The organism is Synechococcales cyanobacterium T60_A2020_003 (assembly GCA_015272205.1).
In the GTDB taxonomy this organism is placed as follows: Bacteria; Cyanobacteriota; Cyanobacteriia; order RECH01; family RECH01; genus JACYMB01.
In genome coordinates, this window is the sequence record JACYMB010000384.1 from 1 (window position 1) to 22,178 (window position 22,178).

The 22,178-nt window shown below is 51.3% G+C and carries 22 protein-coding genes; 16 read left to right on the forward strand and 6 right to left on the reverse strand.

What is annotated here, in order from left to right:
* Window positions 1–136: 136 nt before the first annotated feature.
* Window positions 137–715, reverse strand: a complete 579-nt coding sequence (locus IGR76_18570) for a hypothetical protein (protein MBF2080462.1) — start codon at window positions 713–715, stop codon at window positions 137–139.
* Between the two features lie 246 nt (window positions 716–961).
* On the opposite strand from IGR76_18570, the gene IGR76_18575 reads away from it, so the two are divergent.
* The 7 genes from IGR76_18575 to aroQ all read left to right on the forward strand — a co-directional run bounded on the left by IGR76_18575 (window position 962) and on the right by aroQ (window position 6,713).
* Window positions 962–1,624, forward strand: coding sequence for a hypothetical protein (locus IGR76_18575; GenBank protein MBF2080463.1), 663 nt, complete (start codon window positions 962–964; stop codon window positions 1,622–1,624).
* 167 nt (window positions 1,625–1,791) lie between these two features.
* A complete protein-coding gene (gene rpmI, locus IGR76_18580) occupies window positions 1,792–1,989 on the forward strand; it encodes a 50S ribosomal protein L35 (protein MBF2080464.1) in 198 nt (65 codons plus the stop codon).
* A gap of 72 nt (window positions 1,990–2,061) precedes the next feature.
* On the forward strand, window positions 2,062–2,415 hold the full coding sequence (gene rplT, locus IGR76_18585; GenBank protein ID MBF2080465.1) for a 50S ribosomal protein L20: 354 nt from the start codon (window positions 2,062–2,064) through the stop codon (window positions 2,413–2,415).
* Between the two features lie 12 nt (window positions 2,416–2,427).
* Window positions 2,428–3,222, forward strand: a complete 795-nt coding sequence (locus IGR76_18590; protein MBF2080466.1) for a transporter substrate-binding domain-containing protein — start codon at window positions 2,428–2,430, stop codon at window positions 3,220–3,222.
* Between the two features lie 418 nt (window positions 3,223–3,640).
* Window positions 3,641–4,693 (forward strand): undecaprenyl/decaprenyl-phosphate alpha-N-acetylglucosaminyl 1-phosphate transferase, encoded by a 1,053-nt coding sequence (locus tag IGR76_18595; protein ID MBF2080467.1) that lies wholly within the window; start codon window positions 3,641–3,643, stop codon window positions 4,691–4,693.
* Between the two features lie 12 nt (window positions 4,694–4,705).
* Entirely contained in the window at window positions 4,706–5,971 is a 1,266-nt protein-coding gene (locus tag IGR76_18600) for a competence/damage-inducible protein A (GenBank protein MBF2080468.1), read from the forward strand.
* A gap of 301 nt (window positions 5,972–6,272) precedes the next feature.
* Window positions 6,273–6,713 carry a type II 3-dehydroquinate dehydratase gene (gene aroQ / locus IGR76_18605; GenBank protein ID MBF2080469.1) on the forward strand — a complete coding sequence of 147 codons (441 nt, stop codon included), beginning with the start codon at window positions 6,273–6,275 and terminating at the stop codon, window positions 6,711–6,713.
* Between the two features lie 102 nt (window positions 6,714–6,815).
* Here the strand turns inward: aroQ and IGR76_18610 are convergent, their stop codons facing one another.
* Together IGR76_18610 and rpiA are read right to left on the reverse strand one after the other, a co-directional pair.
* A complete protein-coding gene (locus tag IGR76_18610) occupies window positions 6,816–8,000 on the reverse strand; it encodes an aldo/keto reductase (GenBank protein ID MBF2080470.1) in 1,185 nt (394 codons plus the stop codon).
* A gap of 215 nt (window positions 8,001–8,215) precedes the next feature.
* Window positions 8,216–8,926, reverse strand: coding sequence for a ribose-5-phosphate isomerase RpiA (gene rpiA / locus IGR76_18615; protein MBF2080471.1), 711 nt, complete (start codon window positions 8,924–8,926; stop codon window positions 8,216–8,218).
* Window positions 8,927–9,336: 410 nt separating this feature from the next.
* Here rpiA and IGR76_18620 point away from each other — a divergent pair, with 410 nt between their 5' ends.
* Window positions 9,337–9,642, forward strand: coding sequence for an acylphosphatase (locus IGR76_18620; GenBank protein MBF2080472.1), 306 nt, complete (start codon window positions 9,337–9,339; stop codon window positions 9,640–9,642).
* 25 nt (window positions 9,643–9,667) lie between these two features.
* On the forward strand, window positions 9,668–10,291 hold the full coding sequence (gene yqeK, locus IGR76_18625; protein ID MBF2080473.1) for a bis(5'-nucleosyl)-tetraphosphatase (symmetrical) YqeK: 624 nt from the start codon (window positions 9,668–9,670) through the stop codon (window positions 10,289–10,291).
* Here yqeK and IGR76_18630 read toward each other — a convergent pair.
* Window positions 10,288–11,826 (reverse strand): S8 family serine peptidase, encoded by a 1,539-nt coding sequence (locus IGR76_18630; protein ID MBF2080474.1) that lies wholly within the window; start codon window positions 11,824–11,826, stop codon window positions 10,288–10,290. The genes yqeK and IGR76_18630 overlap by 4 nt on opposite strands.
* Window positions 11,827–12,274: 448 nt before the next feature.
* On the opposite strand from IGR76_18630, the gene IGR76_18635 reads away from it, so the two are divergent.
* Both IGR76_18635 and IGR76_18640 read left to right on the forward strand, forming a co-directional pair.
* Window positions 12,275–13,156, forward strand: a complete 882-nt coding sequence (locus IGR76_18635; protein MBF2080475.1) for a dienelactone hydrolase family protein — start codon at window positions 12,275–12,277, stop codon at window positions 13,154–13,156.
* A 9-nt stretch (window positions 13,157–13,165) separates the two neighbouring features.
* A complete protein-coding gene (locus IGR76_18640; protein ID MBF2080476.1) occupies window positions 13,166–13,777 on the forward strand; it encodes a hypothetical protein in 612 nt (203 codons plus the stop codon).
* Window positions 13,778–13,795: 18 nt separating this feature from the next.
* On the opposite strand, the gene IGR76_18645 is transcribed toward IGR76_18640, so the two are convergent.
* Window positions 13,796–14,200, reverse strand: a complete 405-nt coding sequence (locus IGR76_18645; GenBank protein ID MBF2080477.1) for a hypothetical protein — start codon at window positions 14,198–14,200, stop codon at window positions 13,796–13,798.
* A gap of 19 nt (window positions 14,201–14,219) precedes the next feature.
* Complete coding sequence (locus IGR76_18650) at window positions 14,220–15,098, reverse strand: shikimate dehydrogenase (GenBank protein ID MBF2080478.1); 879 nt, start codon at window positions 15,096–15,098, stop codon at window positions 14,220–14,222.
* Window positions 15,099–15,276: 178 nt separating this feature from the next.
* Between IGR76_18650 and IGR76_18655 the strand changes: the two genes are divergently transcribed.
* The 5 genes from IGR76_18655 (at window position 15,277) to IGR76_18675 (ending at window position 22,176) form a co-directional block, all read left to right on the forward strand.
* Window positions 15,277–17,451 carry a CHASE2 domain-containing protein gene (locus tag IGR76_18655; GenBank protein ID MBF2080479.1) on the forward strand — a complete coding sequence of 725 codons (2,175 nt, stop codon included), beginning with the start codon at window positions 15,277–15,279 and terminating at the stop codon, window positions 17,449–17,451.
* Between the two features lie 160 nt (window positions 17,452–17,611).
* Window positions 17,612–18,367 (forward strand): nucleotide exchange factor GrpE, encoded by a 756-nt coding sequence (grpE, locus tag IGR76_18660; GenBank protein ID MBF2080480.1) that lies wholly within the window; start codon window positions 17,612–17,614, stop codon window positions 18,365–18,367.
* Between the two features lie 309 nt (window positions 18,368–18,676).
* The gene (dnaK, locus tag IGR76_18665) at window positions 18,677–20,638 is read left to right on the forward strand and encodes a molecular chaperone DnaK (GenBank protein MBF2080481.1); all 1,962 of its coding nucleotides are present in this window, start codon (window positions 18,677–18,679) and stop codon (window positions 20,636–20,638) included.
* Between the two features lie 144 nt (window positions 20,639–20,782).
* Window positions 20,783–21,922 (forward strand): molecular chaperone DnaJ, encoded by a 1,140-nt coding sequence (gene dnaJ, locus IGR76_18670; protein MBF2080482.1) that lies wholly within the window; start codon window positions 20,783–20,785, stop codon window positions 21,920–21,922.
* Window positions 21,919–22,176, forward strand: coding sequence for a sulfurtransferase TusA family protein (locus tag IGR76_18675; GenBank protein ID MBF2080483.1), 258 nt, complete (start codon window positions 21,919–21,921; stop codon window positions 22,174–22,176). The genes dnaJ and IGR76_18675 overlap by 4 nt, the downstream gene beginning before the upstream one ends.
* Window positions 22,177–22,178: the final 2 nt, after the last annotated feature.

Below are 22,178 nucleotides of genomic sequence, written 5' to 3' on the forward strand. Positions count from 1 at the left end.
GAAGGAAACGCCTTATTCTCAATACGGTGTGCTTCTTGCTGTGACCAATTACGTACGAGAAGCGTTTATAGCCCGGATATTGAGCTCCCATGCAATTGGGCATTGATGGAACTGCGCCGAAAACCTGTTAGGAATCTTAAATAAAGCCAAACCAAGCGGTTGAAAGTACGAAGGGATGACTAGATTCCAAACTCACTTCCGTGGCGGGAACGCCATCTAGTTCCAAGCGGTGAGGAGTCAACGGGTCAAAGAGATCATTGGGTTGACTAAACGTGCGATTGGGCTGAGAACTGCGCTGAATCAGAGGCGGGCGATCGTTGCCTGTTGCGATCATTTTCACTTCTCGCACGCCAATGACCAATAAACACAGTTGATTGATAGGAGCTTGAAACAGGAGGCGTATGGATTGGCGTCCTGCAAGCGGCATCAGCACACTCTCGCGCCGATGCGTCCAAAAAATAGGATTGGAGGGTTGAAGGGCGATCGCCCCTTCAAATTGAATTCCTAAAGTCTGAAATTGGTCTGTTACGACTTCAAACGGACATAATTTTGAAAAATCGAGCGTCTGAACCTTCGGAACTTGGCATGAACCTACGGAACCCGCGTCTGACAAGCGGTTGTAGGTTCCGTAGGCTTCAGATTGGACGTATGGGCTTTGATTGGATGAATCTGAACAGACAAATGGAGACCAGGAGGGGCGTTGAAAGGAAACCATAGGTAAGACACTCAATGATGCACTAAGGGGCTCTACAGAGAAGGTTTCCAGCTTTGCGTAGAAAGTTCCATTTTTTGTGGCAGTTCTTGAATTGGATGCTTGGTTCTATCTCAGAAGGCGATCGCATCCACCAAACTTAACATCGGTTCTATCTCCAATTTCATCCCGCTAATCTGGAACATTCCCCTAGATCTGGGGTCATACTTCCATAGATATTGCATTCTGTCCCATGAAGGAGAATCAGAGATGATGTGCTGGCATACATTCCGATCCGGTACGGCATGGATGATGTGTCTGGGCATGGCTACGACTGCCCTTGTGCCATTTCTAGCATCGGCACCTGCTACTGCTCGACCAGAACCCATCACCCTCGCACAGCTTTTCCCTCAAAGCCGCACTGTGATTCCTGCGGGCGCTGTCATTCCGGTTCGTTATGATGACGCTGAAAAAATTATCCTAACGCCAGATGAAAGCTTAGAAGTCACGCTAACGGTTGCCCAGGATCTCTATTCCACATCGGGTACTCGCCTGATTCCTATGGGCAGCCTCATTGAAGGCAACTTAGTTCCTGCGGAGGGAGGCAGTCAGTTTGTCGCCGAAACCATCATCTTTCCCACTGGAGTTAGCCGTCCCATTGATGCCGTATCTGAGGTTGTTACGAATCGAGAAGTGATCACCGAAGAGTCTGACCCGGATTTGCTCCGGGGAGCCGCAATTGGAGCAGCAGCGGCGGCGGTACTTGCTGAAATCTTTGGCAGTATTGATTTCTGGGAAGTCCTCGGTGGTGCAGGTCTAGGGGTACTGACGAGCATTCTCATTGGGGGCGATCGCGATGAAGTTGAAGTAATCGTCATTGAACCCGAAACCGACCTTGACTTAACGTTAACGTCTGATTTCGCACTGAATTAAGGCGTTTAACTGAATTTCTCTGAACGGTATGCCGCTCCGCATGAACTTGGCATTGGTCGTCCCCAATCCCCTGCTCCTTCACTCTGGGAAATTCGCCTAAATTTGCACTTGCTCAATTGGGTTGACTAGCATTAAGATAGTAGACTGTGTCGAATTATGGCGAACCTATGCCCAAGCTGAAGAGTCGCAAGGCTGCTGCGAAGCGTTTTCGTCGCAGTGGCAGCGGAAAAATTATGCGTCGGAAAGCTTTCAAGAATCACATCTTGCAGCACAAAACTGCAACTCGAAAGCGTCGTCTATCTCAACCTGCTGTTGTTAACGAGCGGGATGCTGAGAATGTGGAGCTAATGCTTCCCTATTTGTAAGACATGGGTAGAGCCAGGTTGGAAAGCCAAGCACCCTAGAAATCAACGTTTTGCTTAAGGAAATAGTCGAACATGGCACGAGTCAAACGCGGTAATGTTGCCCGGAAGCGCCGCAAAAAAATTCTAAAGTTAGCGAAAGGATTTCGAGGATCACACTCGAAGCTGTTTCGGACAGCAAATCAGCAGGTGATGAAAGCCCTACGCAATGCGTATCGCGATCGCCGCAAGCGCAAGCGTGATTTTCGTCGTCTTTGGATTGCTCGGATTAATGCTGCTGCTCGTCAACATGGCATGAGCTACAGCCAGTTGATTGGCAACCTCAAGAAAGCGGATATTCAGATTAACCGCAAGATGTTGGCGCAGATGGCCGTTTTGGATCCATCCGGTTTCGCCAAGGTTGTTGAGGCCGCAGGCAAGGCATCTTAAATCTTTAGGCGCATGACCAATCGTCGCGGCCTGAAATGGATTGCCGCATTGATGCTCGTGGCTACGACTATGGGGGCGCAGATCAGCTCTGCGTCCCTTCCTATTTATGCTGCTGAGTTAGATGAAATTATTGAGCGGGGTTATCTCGTTGTCGCTGTTAAGGATAACTGGCAACCCCTTGGATTTCGAGATGATGATGGCGAGCTCGTGGGTTTAGAAATCGAAATTGCCCATCGTTTGGCTGCAGAATTATTGGGCGATCCAACGGCGGTTGAATTAATTCCTGTGCAAAACTCTGACCGTCTCTCCGTACTCCTCACTGGAGAGGTTGACTTAGTTATTGCAGGAATGACAGCCACCGACGGGCGATCGCGCCTTGTGAGTTTTAGTACGCCCTATTACTTAGACGGCACTGCCCTAATTACGCGATCGCCTGACATTCAAGATATTTCCGACGTTTCGGGAGTTGTGGCGGTACTCGAAGGTTCTAGCGCAATTTCTACGGTGCGATCGCGCCTTCCTGATGTAGACATGATTGGCGTTTCCTCCTACCAAGAGGCGTTGGAGCACTTAGAAAACGGTGAGGCGATCGCCTTTGCCGGGGATACCAGTATCCTCGCAGGTTGGGTACAAGAGTATCCTACCTATCACGTCTTACCGACAGTATTATCGGTTGATGCCTTGGCGATCGCGATGCCTAGAGGAAATCAATATTACCCGCTCTATCAAAAGATCAACGATGCGATCGCATCGTGGTACGAGGATGGCTGGCTGTCAGAGCAGTTAGATTATTGGGGTTTGCCCTAAATTCTCCGCAAAATTGAACCCATTTATTTCAACCTTCTCAGCTATCCGAGCCTCTCAATCCATAGCTTCATGCTGTTAATAAGTAGAGAGTCCTAACTCAACGTAGCTCTGGAACCTAGAAAGCTCGGTATACCGTTCTCAGGACATCGTTTAATTCAGGTTACCCACTTACCATAAGCACAACTAAGGAATTTTTGGAAACTTGAACTGAAAATCCTTTAAATCCTGTGGCAAGATTACCGAAGTGAACTAATATAATTGCCTGAGGCCATAATCAGTTTCTTAACATTTGCGCTGATGCTTTAACTGAGTTCACGCTTATCTGAAGTGCAAGGTTTCTGATGAACCTTGCCTCTTGCGTCCGCTTCGTTACTGACTCTTTCTGACACCGTCGTTCAATCCCACTCAACGATTTCCGATGCCCTCTTACCTTTACCATTTGGCTGCATTTGTGATATCAGCTGCGATTGTCGTGGTGACTACTCCCCTGGTCAAGGCAGTTGGGCTGAAAAGTGGATACTATGACCCTCCTGGTGGACGTAAGGTTCACAAGAAGCCCATGGTTCGGCTGGGGGGGGTTTCCATATTCATCGGCTGTTTGGTAGCGCTACTGACCGTGTGGGGGCTAGGTGGATTTGGCACGCTACCATCAGACAAGGAGTACGAGGTTTGGGGGGTGACCATTGGTGGCCTTGCGTTTTTCCTCATCGGCCTAGCAGATGATTTATTCAATCTTCCTCCCCTTGTGCGCTTACTGTTGCAGAGTGCGGTTGCTGCGTGTGCATGGTCGGTAGGGGTTCAAATTGAGTTTCTGACGGTTCCGTTTATGGGATTGATCAGCTTGGATCCCTGGATCAGCTTGCCGATTACCGTCGTTTGGCTCGTGGGAATGACCAATGCGATTAACTGGATTGACGGCTTAGACGGTTTGGCAGCGGGGGTCTCTGGCATTGCCGCTATGGTGATGTTGGTCGTTTGCCTATTCATGAATCAACCTGCGGCGGCTCTGATTGCGGCTGCACTGGCCGGAGGATGTCTAGGATTTCTCCGCTACAATTTCAACCCTGCTCAAATTTTTATGGGAGATGGCGGCTCCTATTACATGGGATTTACGCTGGCAGGCATTGCGGTGATTGGTTTGGTCAAGAGCGTGACCACGGTTGCGGTTTTGCTGCCTTACGTGATCCTCGCCGTGCCCATCCTGGATATGTCGGCGGTTATCTTAGACCGTCTCCGCAATGGCAAGTCACCCTTCAAGGCGGATAAGCGACACCTCCACCATCGCCTTCTGAATGCTGGCTTGTCCCATCGCTTTACGGTTTTATTCATCTACACCCTGACGCTTTGGGTTGGGAGCTTGGCACTCGCCTTCTCGAACGTGCCCAGTGGGATTGCCTACGCGATCGCGGCTACGTTGCTTCTAGTCTACATTTGCTGGAAAGCCCGTAAGTATTCCCGGTCAAGGGGTTAAAGGTTTCCGACTATGCTTGGAAGTGCTGAAGTTATTTGTGTTGGCACCGAACTGCTACTAGGCGAGATTCTAAACAGCAATGCCCAATTCCTAGCACAAGAGTTTGCTAGACTGGGCATTCCCCACTATTACCAGACCGTTGTGGGAGACAATGTTCTGCGTCTTCAAAAAACATTGGCGATCGCCTGTGAACGCTCCCAAATTATTGTTTTCACCGGGGGACTGGGGCCAACGCCGGATGATCTGACCACCGAGGCGATCGCGGATTTCTTTGACACTCCTCTCATTGAACAGGCCGATGTCCTAGACGATATTACCCAAAAGTTTATTCGTCGGGGGCGGGAGATGTCGCCCAGCAACCGCAAACAGGCATTGATCCCCCAAGGAGCTTCGGTGCTGCCCAATCGCCTGGGAACGGCTCCGGGGATAATCTGGCAGCCACGCCCCAACCTCACAATTCTCACCTTTCCAGGGGTTCCCCGCGAAATGAAGGCGATGTGGGCGGAAACGGCGGTGCCCTATTTGCAGAGTCAGGGATGGGGCCAGACGACGATCCACAGCCGCACACTGCGATTTTGGGGCATTTCAGAATCGGGGTTAGCTGAGCAGGTGGAATCCTTTTTGAGCTTATCCAATCCTACCGTTGCTCCCTATGCAGGTCGTGGAGAGGTGCGGCTTCGGATTTCGGCAAAGGCCACCTCTGAAGAAGATGCGATCGCCCTAATTGACCCAGTTGAAGCCCAACTGCGCCAGATTGGCGGCGACCATTGCTACGGTGGCGATGAGGATAGTTTGGCATCGGTGGTTGGCGCGTTGCTCACCCAGCGATCGGAAACGCTAGCCGTTGCAGAGTCCTGTACAGGTGGAGGCTTGGGGCACTTAATTACGAGCGTACCGGGTAGTTCGGTGTACTTTCGGGGCGGCATTATTTCCTACGACAACGAGATAAAGGTGCAGCTACTGGGTGTAGATTCATCCGTTTTAGACTCCCTGGGAGCCGTCAGCGATGAGGTTGCCAAACAGATGGCTCAGGGGGTGCGATCGCGCCTCGGCAGCACCTGGGGAATTGGCATTACAGGAATTGCAGGTCCGGGTGGCGGCACCGAGAGCAAACCCGTTGGCTTGGTTTACATCGGCATTGCTGGGCCAAACAACGAGGTCGAAAGCGTTCAGTATCAATTTGGTGCCTACAGCGATCGCGACTGGATTCGATGGCTCAGTGCTTGCAATGCCTTGGATCGCCTGCGTCGCAGCCTTCTAGCGTTATCCAGAGCGTAAAACTTTCGAAAGCGATCGCTGAGAATCCATCATTATTGGGGTATCATAGTTAGTAAGGCACTGATTCTGTGGCTATCTTGTTTCGTTTGTTAGCACATCACCCGATAATCCAAAAGAGGGGAGAGTGAAAGTTAATGGCTCAAGTTGAACAGGTACTCGAGAAGATCAAAGAGCTGCTCCGTCGATTGATCGAAGCTCTACTGGGACCTCAAGCCGAACCTGAGCCGGAACCCATTCCTATTCCGGTTCGGGAGCCGGGTCGCCGCTAATAGAGCTAGGGGTCATCTAGCGAGATAATTGTGTGATAAGTATTTTGGTCATTCACGGTCCAAACTTGAATTTGTTGGGCAAGCGTGAACCTGTAGTTTATGGGCATAAGACCCTGCCGAGTATCGACGAAAGTTTGATCGCTCGCGGTGAATCCCTAGGTGTCGCTGTTGAAACTTTGCAGTCGAATCATGAAGGTGTTTTAGTGGATGCCATTCATGCAGCGATGAATGTCCACGATGGTTTGGTGATCAATGCCGGGGCTTACACGCATACCAGTATTGCACTGAGAGATGCGATCGCCGCTACTAACATTCCGACGGTTGAGGTTCATCTGAGCAATATTTATCGACGCGAGGAATTTCGTCACCATTCCTACATTGCGGCGGTAGCGATCGGTCAGATCAGTGGTTTTGGTGCCCACAGCTACGTACTGGGATTAGAGGCACTGGTCAATCATCTCCGAAACAAGTGAGCCCGTTAGCCCTACTCATTGGATCTGAAAATCAAAATTTAGCAATACAAGTCTACTAGAACATCTCAGTCCACTGATTTCGGCTCTGAGATGTTTGAGCTTTTAGTCCTGCTGTGAAAGTCGCTGTACCGATTGCCCGCTTAAACGGCGATGGGCATCTTGAAGAAATCCTGGAATCGTACCAGCATGAGGGCTGTGAGTTAGACACTCCGACAAATCTAAGCTATCCACCTTGTCTGCTTTATTGCCCGCAAACCAGTGGCTACCATTGCCCAAGAGGTTATAGCGCATCTTGGCGTAGTCCACCATATCGAAGGCGATCGCCAAATTCCGGAGCCACAGGATGGACGGAATATTAATGCCTCCGGGTGTCTCTTCATAGCGCGGCAACCCTACGAACCACGTCCGATACCAGTCTTCTCCTAAGGCGGCGATCGCCGCCTGTTCCAAGCGCTCCAAAATCGGCGGCAGAACTTCATCCGCTCGTTCTAGCAGATCCAGTGTTTTCAAGTGCTCATCGAAATCCGTAGGTTTGGCAGCACCAATGCTGAGGGTATGCACCTCTGGATGACTGAGACAAAAGAGATCGTTGAAGACGATCGGACTCAGAGGCGCACATAAATCGATCAATTTCTGAGGAGGCTCGTACAGCTTACCCCCCTTATCCGATGGACTGATGATGAAAACCCCCATGTCCTGCTGAGTAGCCGCCAGAATCGCATCCCAGTTGGTCTGGTTGATGTAGTACCAATGGAGATTCACGTAGTCAAACCAACCCGTTTGAACAGCCTTCATGATAACGTCTAACGGGGCGTGGGTCGAGAATCCAATATGTCGCAATCGACCCTGCTGCTGAAACTGGCGTGCTACGTCCAAGCATCCGCCCGGTCGAAGCGTCCAGTCCAAGAGTTGCGGCGTGTTAACCCCATGGATGCCAAATAGATCGACGTAGTCCAGGCGCAGATTTTTTAGGGATTGTTCAAGGGTGCGGGCGAATTCCTGCGGATCTTCCGTCGGGGAAACTTTGGTTTGGACGATGAGCTTCTCGCGCGGCAGCTTTGGCAGTACTTGCCCTAACTGTGCTTCCGAGGTTCCGTAACCACGGGCGGTTTCAATGTGGGTAATGCCCAGTTCGAGCGATCGCCGAATCGTGGCGTCAATGTTATCCTGATTCTCCTGAGGAATCGTCCAATTGGCAACGTCTTTCCAGGAGTGCTGATATCGCATGCCGCCACACGAGAAAACGGGCATTTGCAACTCTGTCCGGCCAAAGCGTCGATATTGCATGGTGACAAACGTAGAGATCATTCAGTGTCTTGTACAAAGCGTTTCGTAGAACCAGCAAAACGCTTCAACTCCTCAAAGCGTGTCTATTGAAGAGGGCTATTGCTGATTTTACATAAAACTTAATAATTATGCTGATAGGCTCCCAGCAAGGTTTACTTTGCGGGGGAGCCTACATCGTAGCAATTAACGGTAAATCGCAAGACCAAACAACCCGCCTACATTTCTCGAACGGAGGGTTGACCGTCAATGATTTCACCAATGAGCACCACATGGGCGACATCGATGAATAAACCATTTTCCAAAACACCAGGAACGTTGTTTAGCATCTTTTCCATGCCGACGGGATCATCAATTCCGCCATCGAAGGTGACATCGAGAATCATGTTGCCTTGATCCGTAATGACCGGGCCATCTTTCTTAACCCCCATCCGCAGGTCAGGTCTACCCCCCAGGGTTTCAATGAAACGAGAGACTGGGGCGGTCGCCATCGGTAGCACTTCAACTGGGAGGACAAAGGTTGTGCCCAGCTTGTCCACGAGTTTGGAACTATCCACAACTACGATAAACAGCTCTGCCAGGGAATCAATAATCTTCTCGCGAGTGTGGGCTGCTCCGCCACCTTTAATCAGATTCTTGCGCGGATCGACTTCATCGGCTCCATCGATCGCAATGTGAATAATGTCTACTTCATCTAGGGTGACTAAGGGAATGCCGTGTTGCTTCGCGAGTACCGATGCCTGAAACGAAGTCGGGACACCTTTGATATCACTGAGTTCGCCAGACTTGAGGCGATCGCCCAGTCGCTGAATGGCATACGCTGTAGTTGATCCAGTTCCCAGTCCAACAACTGTTCCCGACTGCACGCGGTCTGCAGCCGCAAAGCCCACCTGTTGTTTCATCACCTTTACGGGATCTGTCTCGGTCATACAAGCCTCCTACAAGGTCTCCAAACTATCTCCAAACGGTTTATACCACGTTGACTGGAGCATCAGAGAGTTGAGGATAAAAATACGCCGTTAGATTGGCTGGATTGACCATGGGATCGGAGGCTTAGTGCTTTGATAAGTAGGATGAGAAGTCATGGAAAATATTGTCTCTCGCAAGGTTCCGTCTATGTGTGCATAGAGTTTTAAGTTTGGTATAGAATGACCGAACGATAGGAGTCCTGATTAGTTCAGATTTTGATATAGCGCTACAGTCATAGCATTTGGAAAAATGTGTTTTCAGAAGCCATGCAGCGCAAGGGTTGCGAGCATAGCTCCTGGCATTTAGGGGCGTAGCGCTCCAGCTTGTTGTACTTGGCGCTCCAGCTTGTTGTACTTGCAGTTGATACCCTATGCTGAATTCTTTAGACTCTTCAGGCTGTTCAGATATCGTTCGAGTTCATATCTTCGTTTCAGGACGTGTACAGCGGGTTGGCTATCGATTTTCGACCTGTGATCAGGCGGCTGTTCTCAACGTAAACGGGTGGGTGCGGAATCTACACGATGGACGGGTAGAGGCTGTCTTCGAAGGATCGAAAGTCCAAATTCAAGAGATGTTGCGATGGTGTCGGAAAGGACCACCGTCTGCCATTGTTCAGGATGTTAGGGTTGAGTATGAGCCACCCGCAGGGCTAGACGGCTTTCAAATTATTCGGTGAGGTCACCTCATTTTGTAGGAGAAGCATGGTGTCATTTATTCCTGTTGATCGCCAGACGATTTTAGATTGGTTGGCTGAGCACGTTCCCTCGTCTCGGATCCACCATATTTTGGGCGTTGAAGAAATGGCGATCGCCCTAGCAAAGCATCACCGCTTGGATCAGGAGCGAGCCGCTCAAGCGGGATTGATGCATGACCTCGCCAAATATTTCAAACCTAAGCGTTTACTGCGGATGGCGAAAGCAGAAGGATTGCCGATCGATTCTGTGTTGGAAGCCAATCCCCACCTGCTCCATGCAGATGTTGGGGCGATTGTTGCACGGGACGAGTTTGGGGTACACGATCCTGAAGTGTTGGCGGCGATCGCCAATCACACCCTTGGGCAACCAGGCATGAGTCCTTTGAGCTGCATTGTGTTTCTGGCAGACACGCTAGAAGCAGGTCGAGGCAACACCCCCGACCTGCAAAAGCTGCGGCAAAGCTGCTATGAGAGTCTGGATCGTGCGCTGTGGATGACCTGTGATTATTCATTGCAGTACATCATATCCAAGCGGCAGTTGATTCATCCCCGCACGATCATGACGCGCAACTGGTTTTTACAAAAAGCCGTGTCTCGGCAGGATAACACCGCTCAAATTGCTTCGTCCTAAGCGGTTTTGACCCCTTCTGGATTTGCCGTTTCAATCAAAATTTGGCGCACTTGATCCGGCGTTAAATTGGGGTTTGCACTCAGCATAAGTGCCACAACGCCAGCTACGTGGGGAGAGGCCATAGACGTTCCAGAGTAGGAATCATAGCCATTTTGCAAGACGGTTGATTTCACTTTGACACCGGGGCCAACGACAAAGGGGAGTGGTGTCTTGCCCGCCGGATTTGAGAATCTGGCAAGATCATAATTTTCCCGAATTGCTCCTACCGCAATGCCCAAATTATCAAGAGCAAACGCAGCAGGTTCGATCGGCGAATCTACGCCGGGAATTGCGCCATTGTTTCCAGCCGCCATGACGGCGATCGCCCCTTTTCGGTAGGCATATTGCAACGCCCTTTGGGTTGCCTGTAGCGTCGGTTCACCAATGTAGGCTCCCAAGCTCATATTGAGAACCCGCGCCCCATTATCGACGGCATAGCGAATACCTGCGGCTAGGTTTTGATCAAACTTCTGGGTTGAGTTATCATCCCGACCATCAATAACTTTGACGGGCATGATTTTGGCATTGTAGGCTACGCCCGTTACCCCAAAATCGTTGTTCATCGCTGCAATCGTTCCGGAAACGTGGGTTCCGTGCCCATCCAAATCCATTGGATTATTGGAGTCTGTATCCACAAATTTCCAGCCGCGCACGTCATCAATGAAGCCATTCTTGTCGTCGTCGATGCCGTTGCCTGCAATTTCACCTGGGTTCTTCCAAATATTGTCTTTGAGATCTTTATGGTTATAGTTCACCCCTGTATCCAGGACGGCGACAATCACATCCTTGCCCGTAAAGCCCTCTGCCCACGCCTCCGGAGCGTTAATCGCATCGAGTCCCCACAAATCGCTCGTATTTGGCAGCGAAGCGAAGGGAGCACGTTTTAGGGCAGCAGCAACCGCAGCAGCAGCGTCCACAAGACCATAGCCTGATTTGTAATCAAAAACGGTTGAGGCGACGTTGTCTCCGGTGGTAACCTTGAGTCTGTATCGCCCTGTGGCCTCCCGATCAAAGCTGGTGACCTGAATCTGGTAGCGAGCGCGATTTTCGGTTTCAAAGCGGATGTAGGAATTGCGATCGCCCTTGCTGCGATCGTCGTTTGACTGCACCACTTGTTTGGTACGACGGTCTATCAGTTCCAGGACAGGATCAAACGCGGTTGAAACCAGGGAGATCTCAACGCTTTCACCGGATTTAACTCGACCTAAGGCAAACAAGTCAACACGACGATTCTGACGATTGGGATGGAGGCGATCGCCCTTCCCTAGTTTCCCCTTGTATACATCATTCGCAGCGAGACGCACCCGCTCCTGCTGAGCTAGTGAGCGACTATCGACGGCAGCACTGCGCTGAAAGGATTGCCGTTGAGAGGGTGAATCGACCGAATCAAGCAGGGATTCCGAGTATGAACGAGAAGACTGAAAACGAGCGCAGGGTTGATCCAAGAGTCGATCTAGGGACTGAGACATGCCAACTAGAGACATGGAAGTATTCATACGGTGAAGAGTGGGCTGAATAAAAACGCGATACTAACGAGCAACTGTCAGATCTCTACACACCAAAGCATAGACAAACTTTGAGAATAGAGAATTATTCCTGCTCGCAACTGTCCATTCATTCTGCAACGACCCACGGAAACCGCAGAATCTCAGATCTTCAGTTCTGTGTGGTGTTGCTCTCTGGCCGGATCCATTGTGACTACAATTCTGATGTAACGAATTCCGATGAATTACGGAACTCAGGGGGGTATCCGATAGGCGGGGCGATCGCTCACAACTCTAGAAATTAGACCCATCCCACCGTGAAGCTACGGTAGACTCTAGAAAGTTCATGCAGGAACTTCTATTCTTGGCAGTTTAGTGGTAGTGCGGCAGCGCAGCCTATGACTCTCACCATCAGGCCTTAGCGTATCGTTTGTTGGAAGTACGGTCTACATCATTCACCATGAAATCATTCATTCGTCTAACGTTGCTAGCTCTTAGTATAACGACGCTGTTAGTTACATTGCAGTCGATCACCGTAAACGCAACTCCCGTTGCGACAACCACCTCTAGCCCCGCTCAGATGCTCATGCATTCTCACGACGGCGATCGCCCAGTGGCGTCGGAGGCGATGGCCCAAGAACCCAGTACTCCTGTGTCCACGGAATACGTGACCTATGCCACGGTAGATGACACGCCCATCACAGGTTACTTAGCTCGCCCAGAGGGTGCGTCTGATGATCTGCCGGGTTTAATCGTGATTCACGAGTGGTGGGGACTGAATGAAAACATTGAAGCCATGACCCGTCGTCTTGCTGGAGAAGGCTATGTCGCGCTGGCGGTCGATCTTTACGCAGGCGAAAGCGCTGATGCCCCAGAGCAGGCACTCGCCCTCGTAGACAAGGTCGTGAGTAACCCAACCGCTGCCCTGGATAATTTGAACCAAGCTTACGCCTACCTCAAAGCCCAAGGTATTGACACAATGGGCAGTATTGGCTGGTGCTTTGGCGGAAGCTGGTCGCTGAATACAGCGCTGCTTTTGCCCACTGAACTGGATGCCGCCGTCATCTACTACGGTGGGCAGCTTGTGCTAGACCCGGCAGCTCTGGCAACGTTGGATATGCCAATTCTGGGTATTTTTGGTGAACTCGATGATACCCCGCCTCCGGAAACAGTCCGGACATTTGCCTCTACGCTCCATGATTTGGACAAAGATGCTGCCATCTATCTCTACGAGGGAGCCGATCATGCGTTTGCGAATCCATCCGGTACCCGGTATAACCGCAACGCCGCCACCCACGCCTGGAATGTGACCATTAACTTTTTGAATGAGGCGTTGAAGTAACAAACGGCCATGACTCCGGCAGACATCGAAGCAATTCTGAACCGCGCATTTCAGCAATGTGAGGTTGAAGGCGAAGCCCTTAGCGATCGCCAACAGCAACTTTTGCTGGCTTTGGTGGGTTCAGATGTCATGGCCGCGTTTAATCAGGCGATCGCCCCTGATCCCGCCCAAAATCCGCTAGATCTACTCACCCCAGAACAACGCAGTGCCCTGCTGGACTACATTCAACGTCATTCAGACCAGGACATTTCGTGGAAGGTGGACTTACTCAACGATTGGCTGCAAGGGCGCGACTCTGGCTCGGTGCAGTTTATTCGCGATGAGTACGGGCTACCGTGGTTGGAGCAGGTGCAGCCCATCCACATCAATCGCTATCTGGAATCTGAAGCCTTAACGTTGAACGTGGGCGATCGCATCGAAGTTTCCAATGCCCTCTGGGAATGGGTACAGGACGGTGATCAAGAATGGTTTCCTTGCACGGTGATTCATCTCAAGAGCGACCCATTACCAGGGGAACCGAACCGAACGTGCTGCATCGTTCGCTTTGATAACGGCATGGAAGCCGAAATTCAAGGGATTTACGACTGGAACCGCTATCACTGGCGATCGCCCCAACGATGATAGGGTCTAGGATTCAAATCATCTTTCTGCATGGGCGGAAGAGGGATGTTTCACCGGAGAGAAATGTCCTTCAGATTTCATCTGTGACTCTGCCACCTCCCAGGTCGGTAAGCTAGCGCCTTGCTGTTCCCAATGGGTGTAGGATGCTTCATCGCACCAAGTTGCTAACTTAGGCATCGCCTGTCGATGGGCACCGGAACTACGGTAGGCACGCATCGCGGCTTGATCGTGCCACACGGTTAACGTCCAAAAGGTAAAATTTGGCTGGCGACGCGGCGTTGAGGCCAAGTGTCCCGGTGCGTTTTTCACTTGCCGGAATGATCGTCCCGTATACCAGTAGAAAGCAGGGAGTGTCCAAGGCGATCGCAACCGTAGGCGAGTCACGGAGACAAAGGTGGTTGAGGGGGCGAGGGGAGTATCCATTCCAAAGAAGTTGAGCAACTTAGTTCAAGCCTAATGCCTGTTTCAGCGCTTGACGCATAACGTCTACAGGTGCGGTGTGGTCCAACCAGAGTTCAAAAGCGGTTGCCCCTTGCTGTACCAACATTTCTAAACCGTCAATGGCGATCGCCCCTTGCTGCTTTGCATCTCTTAGAAGTTGCGTGGGATTCGGGGTGTAAATGAGGTCGTACACCAGAGTTCCGGGCTGAATCTGCTGAATTTCATCGGGGGTTAACGGGGATGCATCGATCTTCGGAGCCATGCCCAGAGGCGTTGTATTCACAATCAAACCTGCCGATGAAAGCAGATCGGGCAACACTCCCCACTCAAAAATGTCTAACTTCGCAGATAGTTCTGTGTTCCAACTTTCTAAAAATGCTTGCAACCGATCGCGATCGCGCCCCACCACCTGGATGCGATCGCACCCCAGATCCGCGCATCCAGCCACCACCGCCCGTGCAGCGCCTCCATTCCCCAGCACAACAACGGGACACTGGCTCCAATCTCGCGCCTGAGTCCGTAGGGGTGAGACAAAACCCGTTACGTCAGTATTTGTGCCAAACCAACCCGTATCCGTTCGGCAGACCGTATTCACGGCACCGATGGTTTGAGCAACCTCCGAAATGTCGGATAGAAGCGGCATGATGGCTTGCTTGTGAGGAATAGTGACGCTAAACCCCTGAACGCCAATAGCGGCAAAACCCGCGATCGCCGTTTCTAACTGATCCGGTGCGATCGCAAACGGGAGGTAAATATAGTTCAGACCGAGGTGGGCGATCGCCGCATTATGCATCACAGGCGATAGAGAATGCTCGATGGGCGAACCAATCACCCCTAATACCTTCGTTTTTCCAGTAATCTGCGGTTGCCCTGTTGTCATCATGCTGCGTTGCCACTGTATCAACTGTCTGCTCCTAGAATACGATGGAGGTATTCCCGCCGTAATCTGGTAGGCCAGAGGTGCACTGCTCATTATTCAAGTTTGAGTGTCTTGAAATTGAACTAAAACGCTCAAAACGTCTTGGTCATTATGCAACAGCAATACACGTTGGGGAATCATGCTGGGAACTCTGTGTGGTGGACGCTACACAATTATTCGAACGATTGGCGCAGGGGGATTTGGGCAAACCTATCTCGCTGAAGATAGCCAACACTCCACCGCACGGCAATGCGTGATTAAACAGTTTCGCCCAACCACCACCGACGCCAAGATGTTGGAGGTGGCGCGTCGCCTGTTCGATACCGAGGCGCGGATTCTGGAGCAACTCGGCGAGCATGATCAAATTCCTGCACTCTATGACTTCTTCGAGGAGAATCAAGAATTCTATCTGGTTCAGGAATTTATTGATGGCAACTCCTTAGCCGATGAAATTAGCCCTGATGTCCCCTTCACCGAAACGGAAGCGATCGCCCTTCTTGATGATGTCCTCCAGATTTTAGAGTTTGTCCACGGTCGGCACGTCATTCATCGGGATATTAAACCCGGCAACCTGATTCGCCGCAAGCGGGACGGCAAAATGGTGCTGATTGATTTCGGTGCTGTCAAAGAACTCAACACCCAGTTTGTGGATCAATCGACGCGGAGCAGTTTCACCGTGGGCATTGGCACCCAGGGCTACACGCCGCCCGAACAGCTTTCTGGCAAACCCCGCTACGCCAGCGACCTCTACGCCTTGGGAATCACCGTAATCCAAGCCTTAACCGGACAATCCCCCTCGCAATTTCAAGCCGACTCTCGCTCTGGTGAAATTGCGTGGCACGATCAGGCCGTCGTCAGTCCGGCCTTTGCCATGATTCTAGATCGGATGGTGCGGTTCAATGCCTCTCAACGCTACGCATCGGCCAGCGATGTGCGGCGATCGCTCCAGCAAATGGCAAACTTACCTACCTCTCTTACCCATCTTTCCCCCTCCATGCTGATTCCCGAATCGATACTGCGGAATGAGCAAATCACAGAACCGCCCTTTCCTCGGTTAGTTAAAGGACGACTTGGGGTAGGATTGGCGATCGCCGCCGCCATGACCGTGACCGGACTACTGCTCGGCATTCGACAACTGGGTTGGCTGCAACCGCTGGAGCTAAAAACCTACGACCAAATGACCCGCCTCCGAGCCAGTGCGCCGCCCGATCCCCGCTTGCTAATCGTCGAAATTACCGAAGCCGATCTCCAAGCTCTCCAGCGCCCTACTCCATCCGATGAAACCTTAGTCCAAGTCATCGATGAGCTACAGCAGTATAATCCCAGCGTCATTGGCTTAGACTTGTATCGTGATCTACCCCAAGAACCGGGCACAACCGAACTGCGCGAAAAACTGCTTGACGCCGACAATATTGTTGCCATCACCAAAATTGGCGAATCAGCGGCGGACAGCATTCCGCCTCCGCCCAATATGCCCAGCGATCGCGTCGGCTTTAATGATATTCCCATTGACCCAGATGGCATTGTTCGCCGCAGCTTGCTCATGGCATCCACCGATGCCGGGGTGTTCTATTCCTTTTCTCTTCAAGTCGCGCTGCAATACTTGGCTGATCAGGGTGTACTTCCTCAAAACAGCGCCGATCACCCAGACACGCTGCAACTTGCCACCAAACCATTCTGGAGCCTCAAGACAACGGATGGTGGTTACCAAACCATCGATGCCGCAGGCTATCAAATCATGCTGGGCTACCGCTCCGACGGCGAGCCTGCCCAGACGGTTTCCCTGTCGGATGTGCTTGCCGGAACGGTCGATCCAACCTGGGTGCGTGGCAATGTTGTGCTCATCGGCACGACGGCTCCCAGCGCAAAGGATCTTTTCAATACGCCCTACTCGGCACAGAGCGATCGCCAAATGGCAGGCGTCATTATCCACGGACAAATGGTCAGCCAAATCCTGAGCGTCACAGAAGCTCAAGACCAACTGATTTGGTTCTTCCCCGATTGGCTTGAAGTAGTCTGGATTGGAGCATGGGCTCTTCTCGGTGCAGGATTAGCCTGGTTTCTAAGGCATCCCGTGGTTCTGGCAGTCGGAAGTCTGACGGTTATTGTCATTTTGGGAGGCGTAACGCTCATCCTGTTTATCAATCGTGGATGGGTGCCTGTCGTTGCGCCAATTGCAGCATTCCTCATGGCCGATATTGCGGTTGCACTTTGTCGAACCTATCTTGTTGAGAAACAGCAAGATGCGCTGACCGATTTCTTGCTGCCGCAAAAGCAAACCGCATGGTCGCCGGAAGATGAAACGCGAGTATAAAGCTCTTTTGACCCCACTCACCCTAGTTCCGTTGATCAAACGGCGAGAAACCCCTACCTTTATGGGGGGAAACTTTTGCATTCCAATACCCCAGGTTTTCGGTAACCTGGGATAAGCGAACGTTCAGACTAGCAGATTGTGGATTTGGAATTGTCGAATAATGATTGACGAAGAAAAGCAACTAGAAGAAACCCAGGAGACAACTACATCCTCAATGGATACCTCAGAGGCAGGCGATTCAATGCCAGCAGGTGCGGGCGATGCTGATGCTGCTGTGTCCGTCAGTGATGCCCCTACAGATGAGCATGTGTTGAGTATGGAAGAGTTCCTAGCTACTCCCGATGAGGAATCGGATAAAGCTGGAGCCGAGCCATCAGAAGGCATACCTGGAGTTAGCAGTGCTGAACTGAGTGCTCTCCAGCAGGAAATTGAATCCTTGAAAGTTCAGCTAGAGCGCCGCAGCAGCGACTATATGCGCTTGGCTGCCGACTTTGAGAACTTCCGCAAGCGAACCAGTAAGGAACGGGAAGAGTTAGATGACCGGGTGAAGTGTAATACCGTCATTGAACTCCTACCTGTTGTGGATAACTTTGAACGGGCGCGATCGCAGATTAAACCGCAGACCGACGCGGAAATGGCGATCCACAAAAGCTATCAGGGTGTGTACAAACAGCTCGTTGATGGTCTCAAGCGTCTCGGCGTTTCCCCCATGCGGGCTGAAGGCCAAGAGTTTGATCCCAATCTCCATGAAGCCGTAATGCGCGAAGCAACCCACGAGTTTCCGGAAGGAACTGTGATTGAAGAACTGATGCGCGGCTATGTGTTGGGCGATCGCATCCTGCGCCATGCCATGGTGAAAGTTGCCGTTGCCCCAGATGATGCCTCTCCATCGGATACACCGCCATCAGAATCTTAGTCTTAGCTTCTATAGTCTTAGCTTCTATAGATTCAGCGGATTCAACGCACATCCAGACCATGCACTGTAGCTAGTTGAAAATCGCTAGCTAGATCCTTGAAGCCTTATCTCAACGATTTAATTCGGAATTAGAGAAGCACGCCAAGCACACAGCTAGACGCATTTTTCAACTATCTAGCATATTAAATTTGTTTGAGTTGATCGAATTACCGCAGAAATGCGGAATACTGGCAAAAGACGGGCGGGATCTTCACATGATTCGTCTGGCAGTCTACCAAGTAGTTCCTCAGTAATATACAGCCGCTAGCTATGGGAAAAGTCATCGGAATCGATCTAGGTACAACAAATAGTTGTGTTGCTGTCTTAGAAGGTGGTCAACCCATCGTCATTAGCAATTCTGAGGGAGGACGAATAACGCCTAGCATCGTTGGGTTCGGCAAAAATAACGAACGACTGGTAGGCCAGTTAGCTAAGCGACAAGCGGTGACCAATGCAGAAAATACTATCTACAGTATCAAGCGGTTTATTGGTCGTCGATGGAACGACACGGAACAAGAGCGTAAGCGTGTGCCCTATACCTGCATCGCCGGACGGGATGAAACCGTTGATGTACAGGTACGCGGAGAAACCTACACCCCCCAGCAAATTTCAGCCATGATTCTGCAAAAGCTAAAGCAGGATGCTGAACATTACCTGGGTGAGCCCCCTACCCAAGCTGTGATTACGGTTCCTGCCTACTTCACGGATGCCCAACGGCAAGCCACCAAAGACGCAGGGACTATTGCAGGGCTTGAAGTCCTCCGGATCATCAACGAACCGACAGCGGCAGCGCTTTCCTATGGGTTAGACAAGCAAGATCAGGATCAGTGTGTCCTCGTCTTTGACCTTGGAGGCGGAACCTTTGACGTATCCATTCTCCAGCTAGGCGATGGCGTTTTCGAAGTCAAGGCAACCGCAGGAAACAATCACCTCGGTGGCGATGACTTCGATAGCGCTCTTGTTGACTGGATGATTAAAAGCTTCCGAGAAACGGAGGGCATGGATCTATCCACTGATAAAATGGCACTTCAACGGCTAAAAGAGGCTGCTGAGAAGGCGAAGATTGAACTTTCAAGCATGATGAGTACGTCTATCAACCTGCCCTTCATCACTGCGAATGAGACTGGCCCAAAACATCTGGAAATGGAGCTAACTCGCGCCAAGTTTGAAGAATTGTCGCGGGATTTAATCCAAGGAACGATTGAACCCGTTACCCAAGCCCTCAAGGATGCAGACTTATCCCCTGACGGTATTGATCGCATTCTTTTAGTGGGAGGATCCACACGAATTCCGGCTGTGCAACAGGCGATCAGCGAGTATTTCAACGGGAAACCCCCCGATCGCTCTGTTAATCCTGATGAAGCGGTTGCCCTTGGAGCGGCGATCCAGGCAGGTGTTTTGGGTGGCGAAGTCAAAGATCTGCTGCTGCTGGATGTGACTCCTCTCTCGCTAGGCATTGAAACCCTGGGCGAAGTATTCACTAAAATCATTGAACGTAACACCACCATTCCCACCAGCAAAACTCAAACCTTTTCGACCGCAACCGATGGTCAGACCTCTGTAGAAATTCATGTGTTACAGGGTGAGCGCGCACTTGCAAAGGATAACAAGAGCTTAGGCAAGTTCCAACTTACGGGAATTCCACCAGCACCTCGCGGCGTCCCCCAAATTGAGGTGTCCTTTGAAATTGATGCCAACGGTATTCTGCAGGTTTCTGCACGGGATAAGGGCACAGGACGAGAGCAAAGTATCCGAATTTCGAATACGGGTGGTCTTAGCAGCGCTGAAGTTGAACGGATGCGGCAGGAGGCGGATACGTACGCGGATGAAGATGCGCGTCGGCGTCAGCTTGTGGAGTTAAAGAACCGAGCCGATAGTCTTTTCTACAGCTATGAGTCCGCGCTGCGAGATAATGCCGACTTCATTCCCGACGCCTTAAAGGAACAAGCTGTTCTTCACGCCACTGACCTCAGGGAGATTTTGGCAAACCGTGAAGCTGGACTTGAAGATGTGCGCGATCGCATTGATTTGCTTCAGCAAACGCTATATGCCATCGGAGCCGCTGTTTACCAGCAGGCGAATACAAGTGATGCCGGAAGCTATAGTGACTACAAATCTGGGCCAACCTCCAGCAATGGAGTCGTCACCTCCGGATCAGACGCAGAGGATTTCGACGAGTTTGACTTCGAAAGTGATGAAACTGTAAGCGTAGATTACGAATCCATTGACTAGGGTGTGGGCATGGACGGTAATCCCTACATTTGACATCTTATTTCAGTAACAATTGGGCACGGTGAGACGTCGAGCCGTTGGGTATGATAGTCAGTATGCCCTGACAAGGCGACCTGTTACCTACACTCTCAGACACATTGTTTTATGGCTCGAGACTACTACGAGATTCTTGGTGTCTCGCGGGACGCTGATAAGGAGGAGATAAAGCGCGCATACCGTAAGCTTGCTCGCAAGTATCATCCGGATGTCAACAAAGAACCGGGGGCGGAAGAGACGTTCAAAGAAATTAACCGGGCTTACGAAATTTTGTCTGAGCCGGAAATGCGGGCTCGGTATGATCGCTTTGGTGAGGCTGGGGTTGGTTCAGCAGCGGCAGCAGGAGCGGGCTATCAAGATTTTGGTGACTTCGGTGGCTTCGCAGATATCTTTGAAAGTTTTTTCAGCGGTTTTTCCGGTGGAGGCCCTGGACAAACGACCCGGCGTCAAACGGGGCCTGTCCGTGGTGGCGATCTGCGGAAAGATCTGGTTCTGGACTTTCGGGATGCCATTTTTGGGTGTGATCAAGAGATCCGCGTCAATACCTTAGAAACTTGCGCCAAGTGTGGTGGCAGCGGGGCAAAACCCGGTACAAAACCCCGCACCTGTTCGACCTGTGGAGGAACAGGGCAAGTGCGACGAGCAACCCGTACGCCCTTTGGCAGTTTCACCCAAGTCTCGGTCTGTCCCACCTGTAGCGGTAGGGGTCAAGTCATCGAAGACAAGTGCGATGCTTGCGGTGGCAACGGGCAAATTCAGGAAACCAAGAAACTGAAAATCACCGTCCCACCGGGCGTTGATACAGGCACTAGCCTACGGGTGCCTGGCAAGGGGGATGCGGGTCAACGGGGAGGGCCGCCTGGGGATCTCTACGTGCATTTATCCGTTAAGTCTGATCCGGAGTTTGAGCGGGATGGCATCAATATCCTCTCGGATCTGAAGATTAGCTATCTGCAAGCCATTTTGGGCTGTCGGATCGAGGTAAATACGGTGGATGGACCGCAGGAACTGGTGATCAATCCCGGAACACAACCTGGAACCGTGGTGACCCTCGAAAATAAGGGAGTGCCTCGGTTAGGAAATCCGGTTAGCCGTGGTGACCACTTGATTACGGTGGAGGTTGATATTCCCACCAAGATTAATCAAGAAGAACGCGAGCTTTTGGAAAAGTTAGCCAAGATCCGGGGCGATCGCCTGGGAAAGACCGGGGGCATTGAAGGGTTTTTGGGAGGACTGTTTCGCGGATGAGTACCAGTAACTCTACGACTCAGCCAACCCCCAATGTCCAACTTGACTTACGGGGCACTCCCTGCCCGATTAACTTTGTGAAAACTAAGCTCCAGCTTGAGAAGATGGAGCCGGGTCAGGTGTTAGAAGTGTGGATTGATCCTGGGGAACCTGTGGAGCAAGTGCCAGACAGTTTGCAAATGGAAGGGTATGTGATTGAGCAATTGCAGGACTGTACGGACTACTTTGCGTTGAGAGTTCGGCATCCGGCCTGACC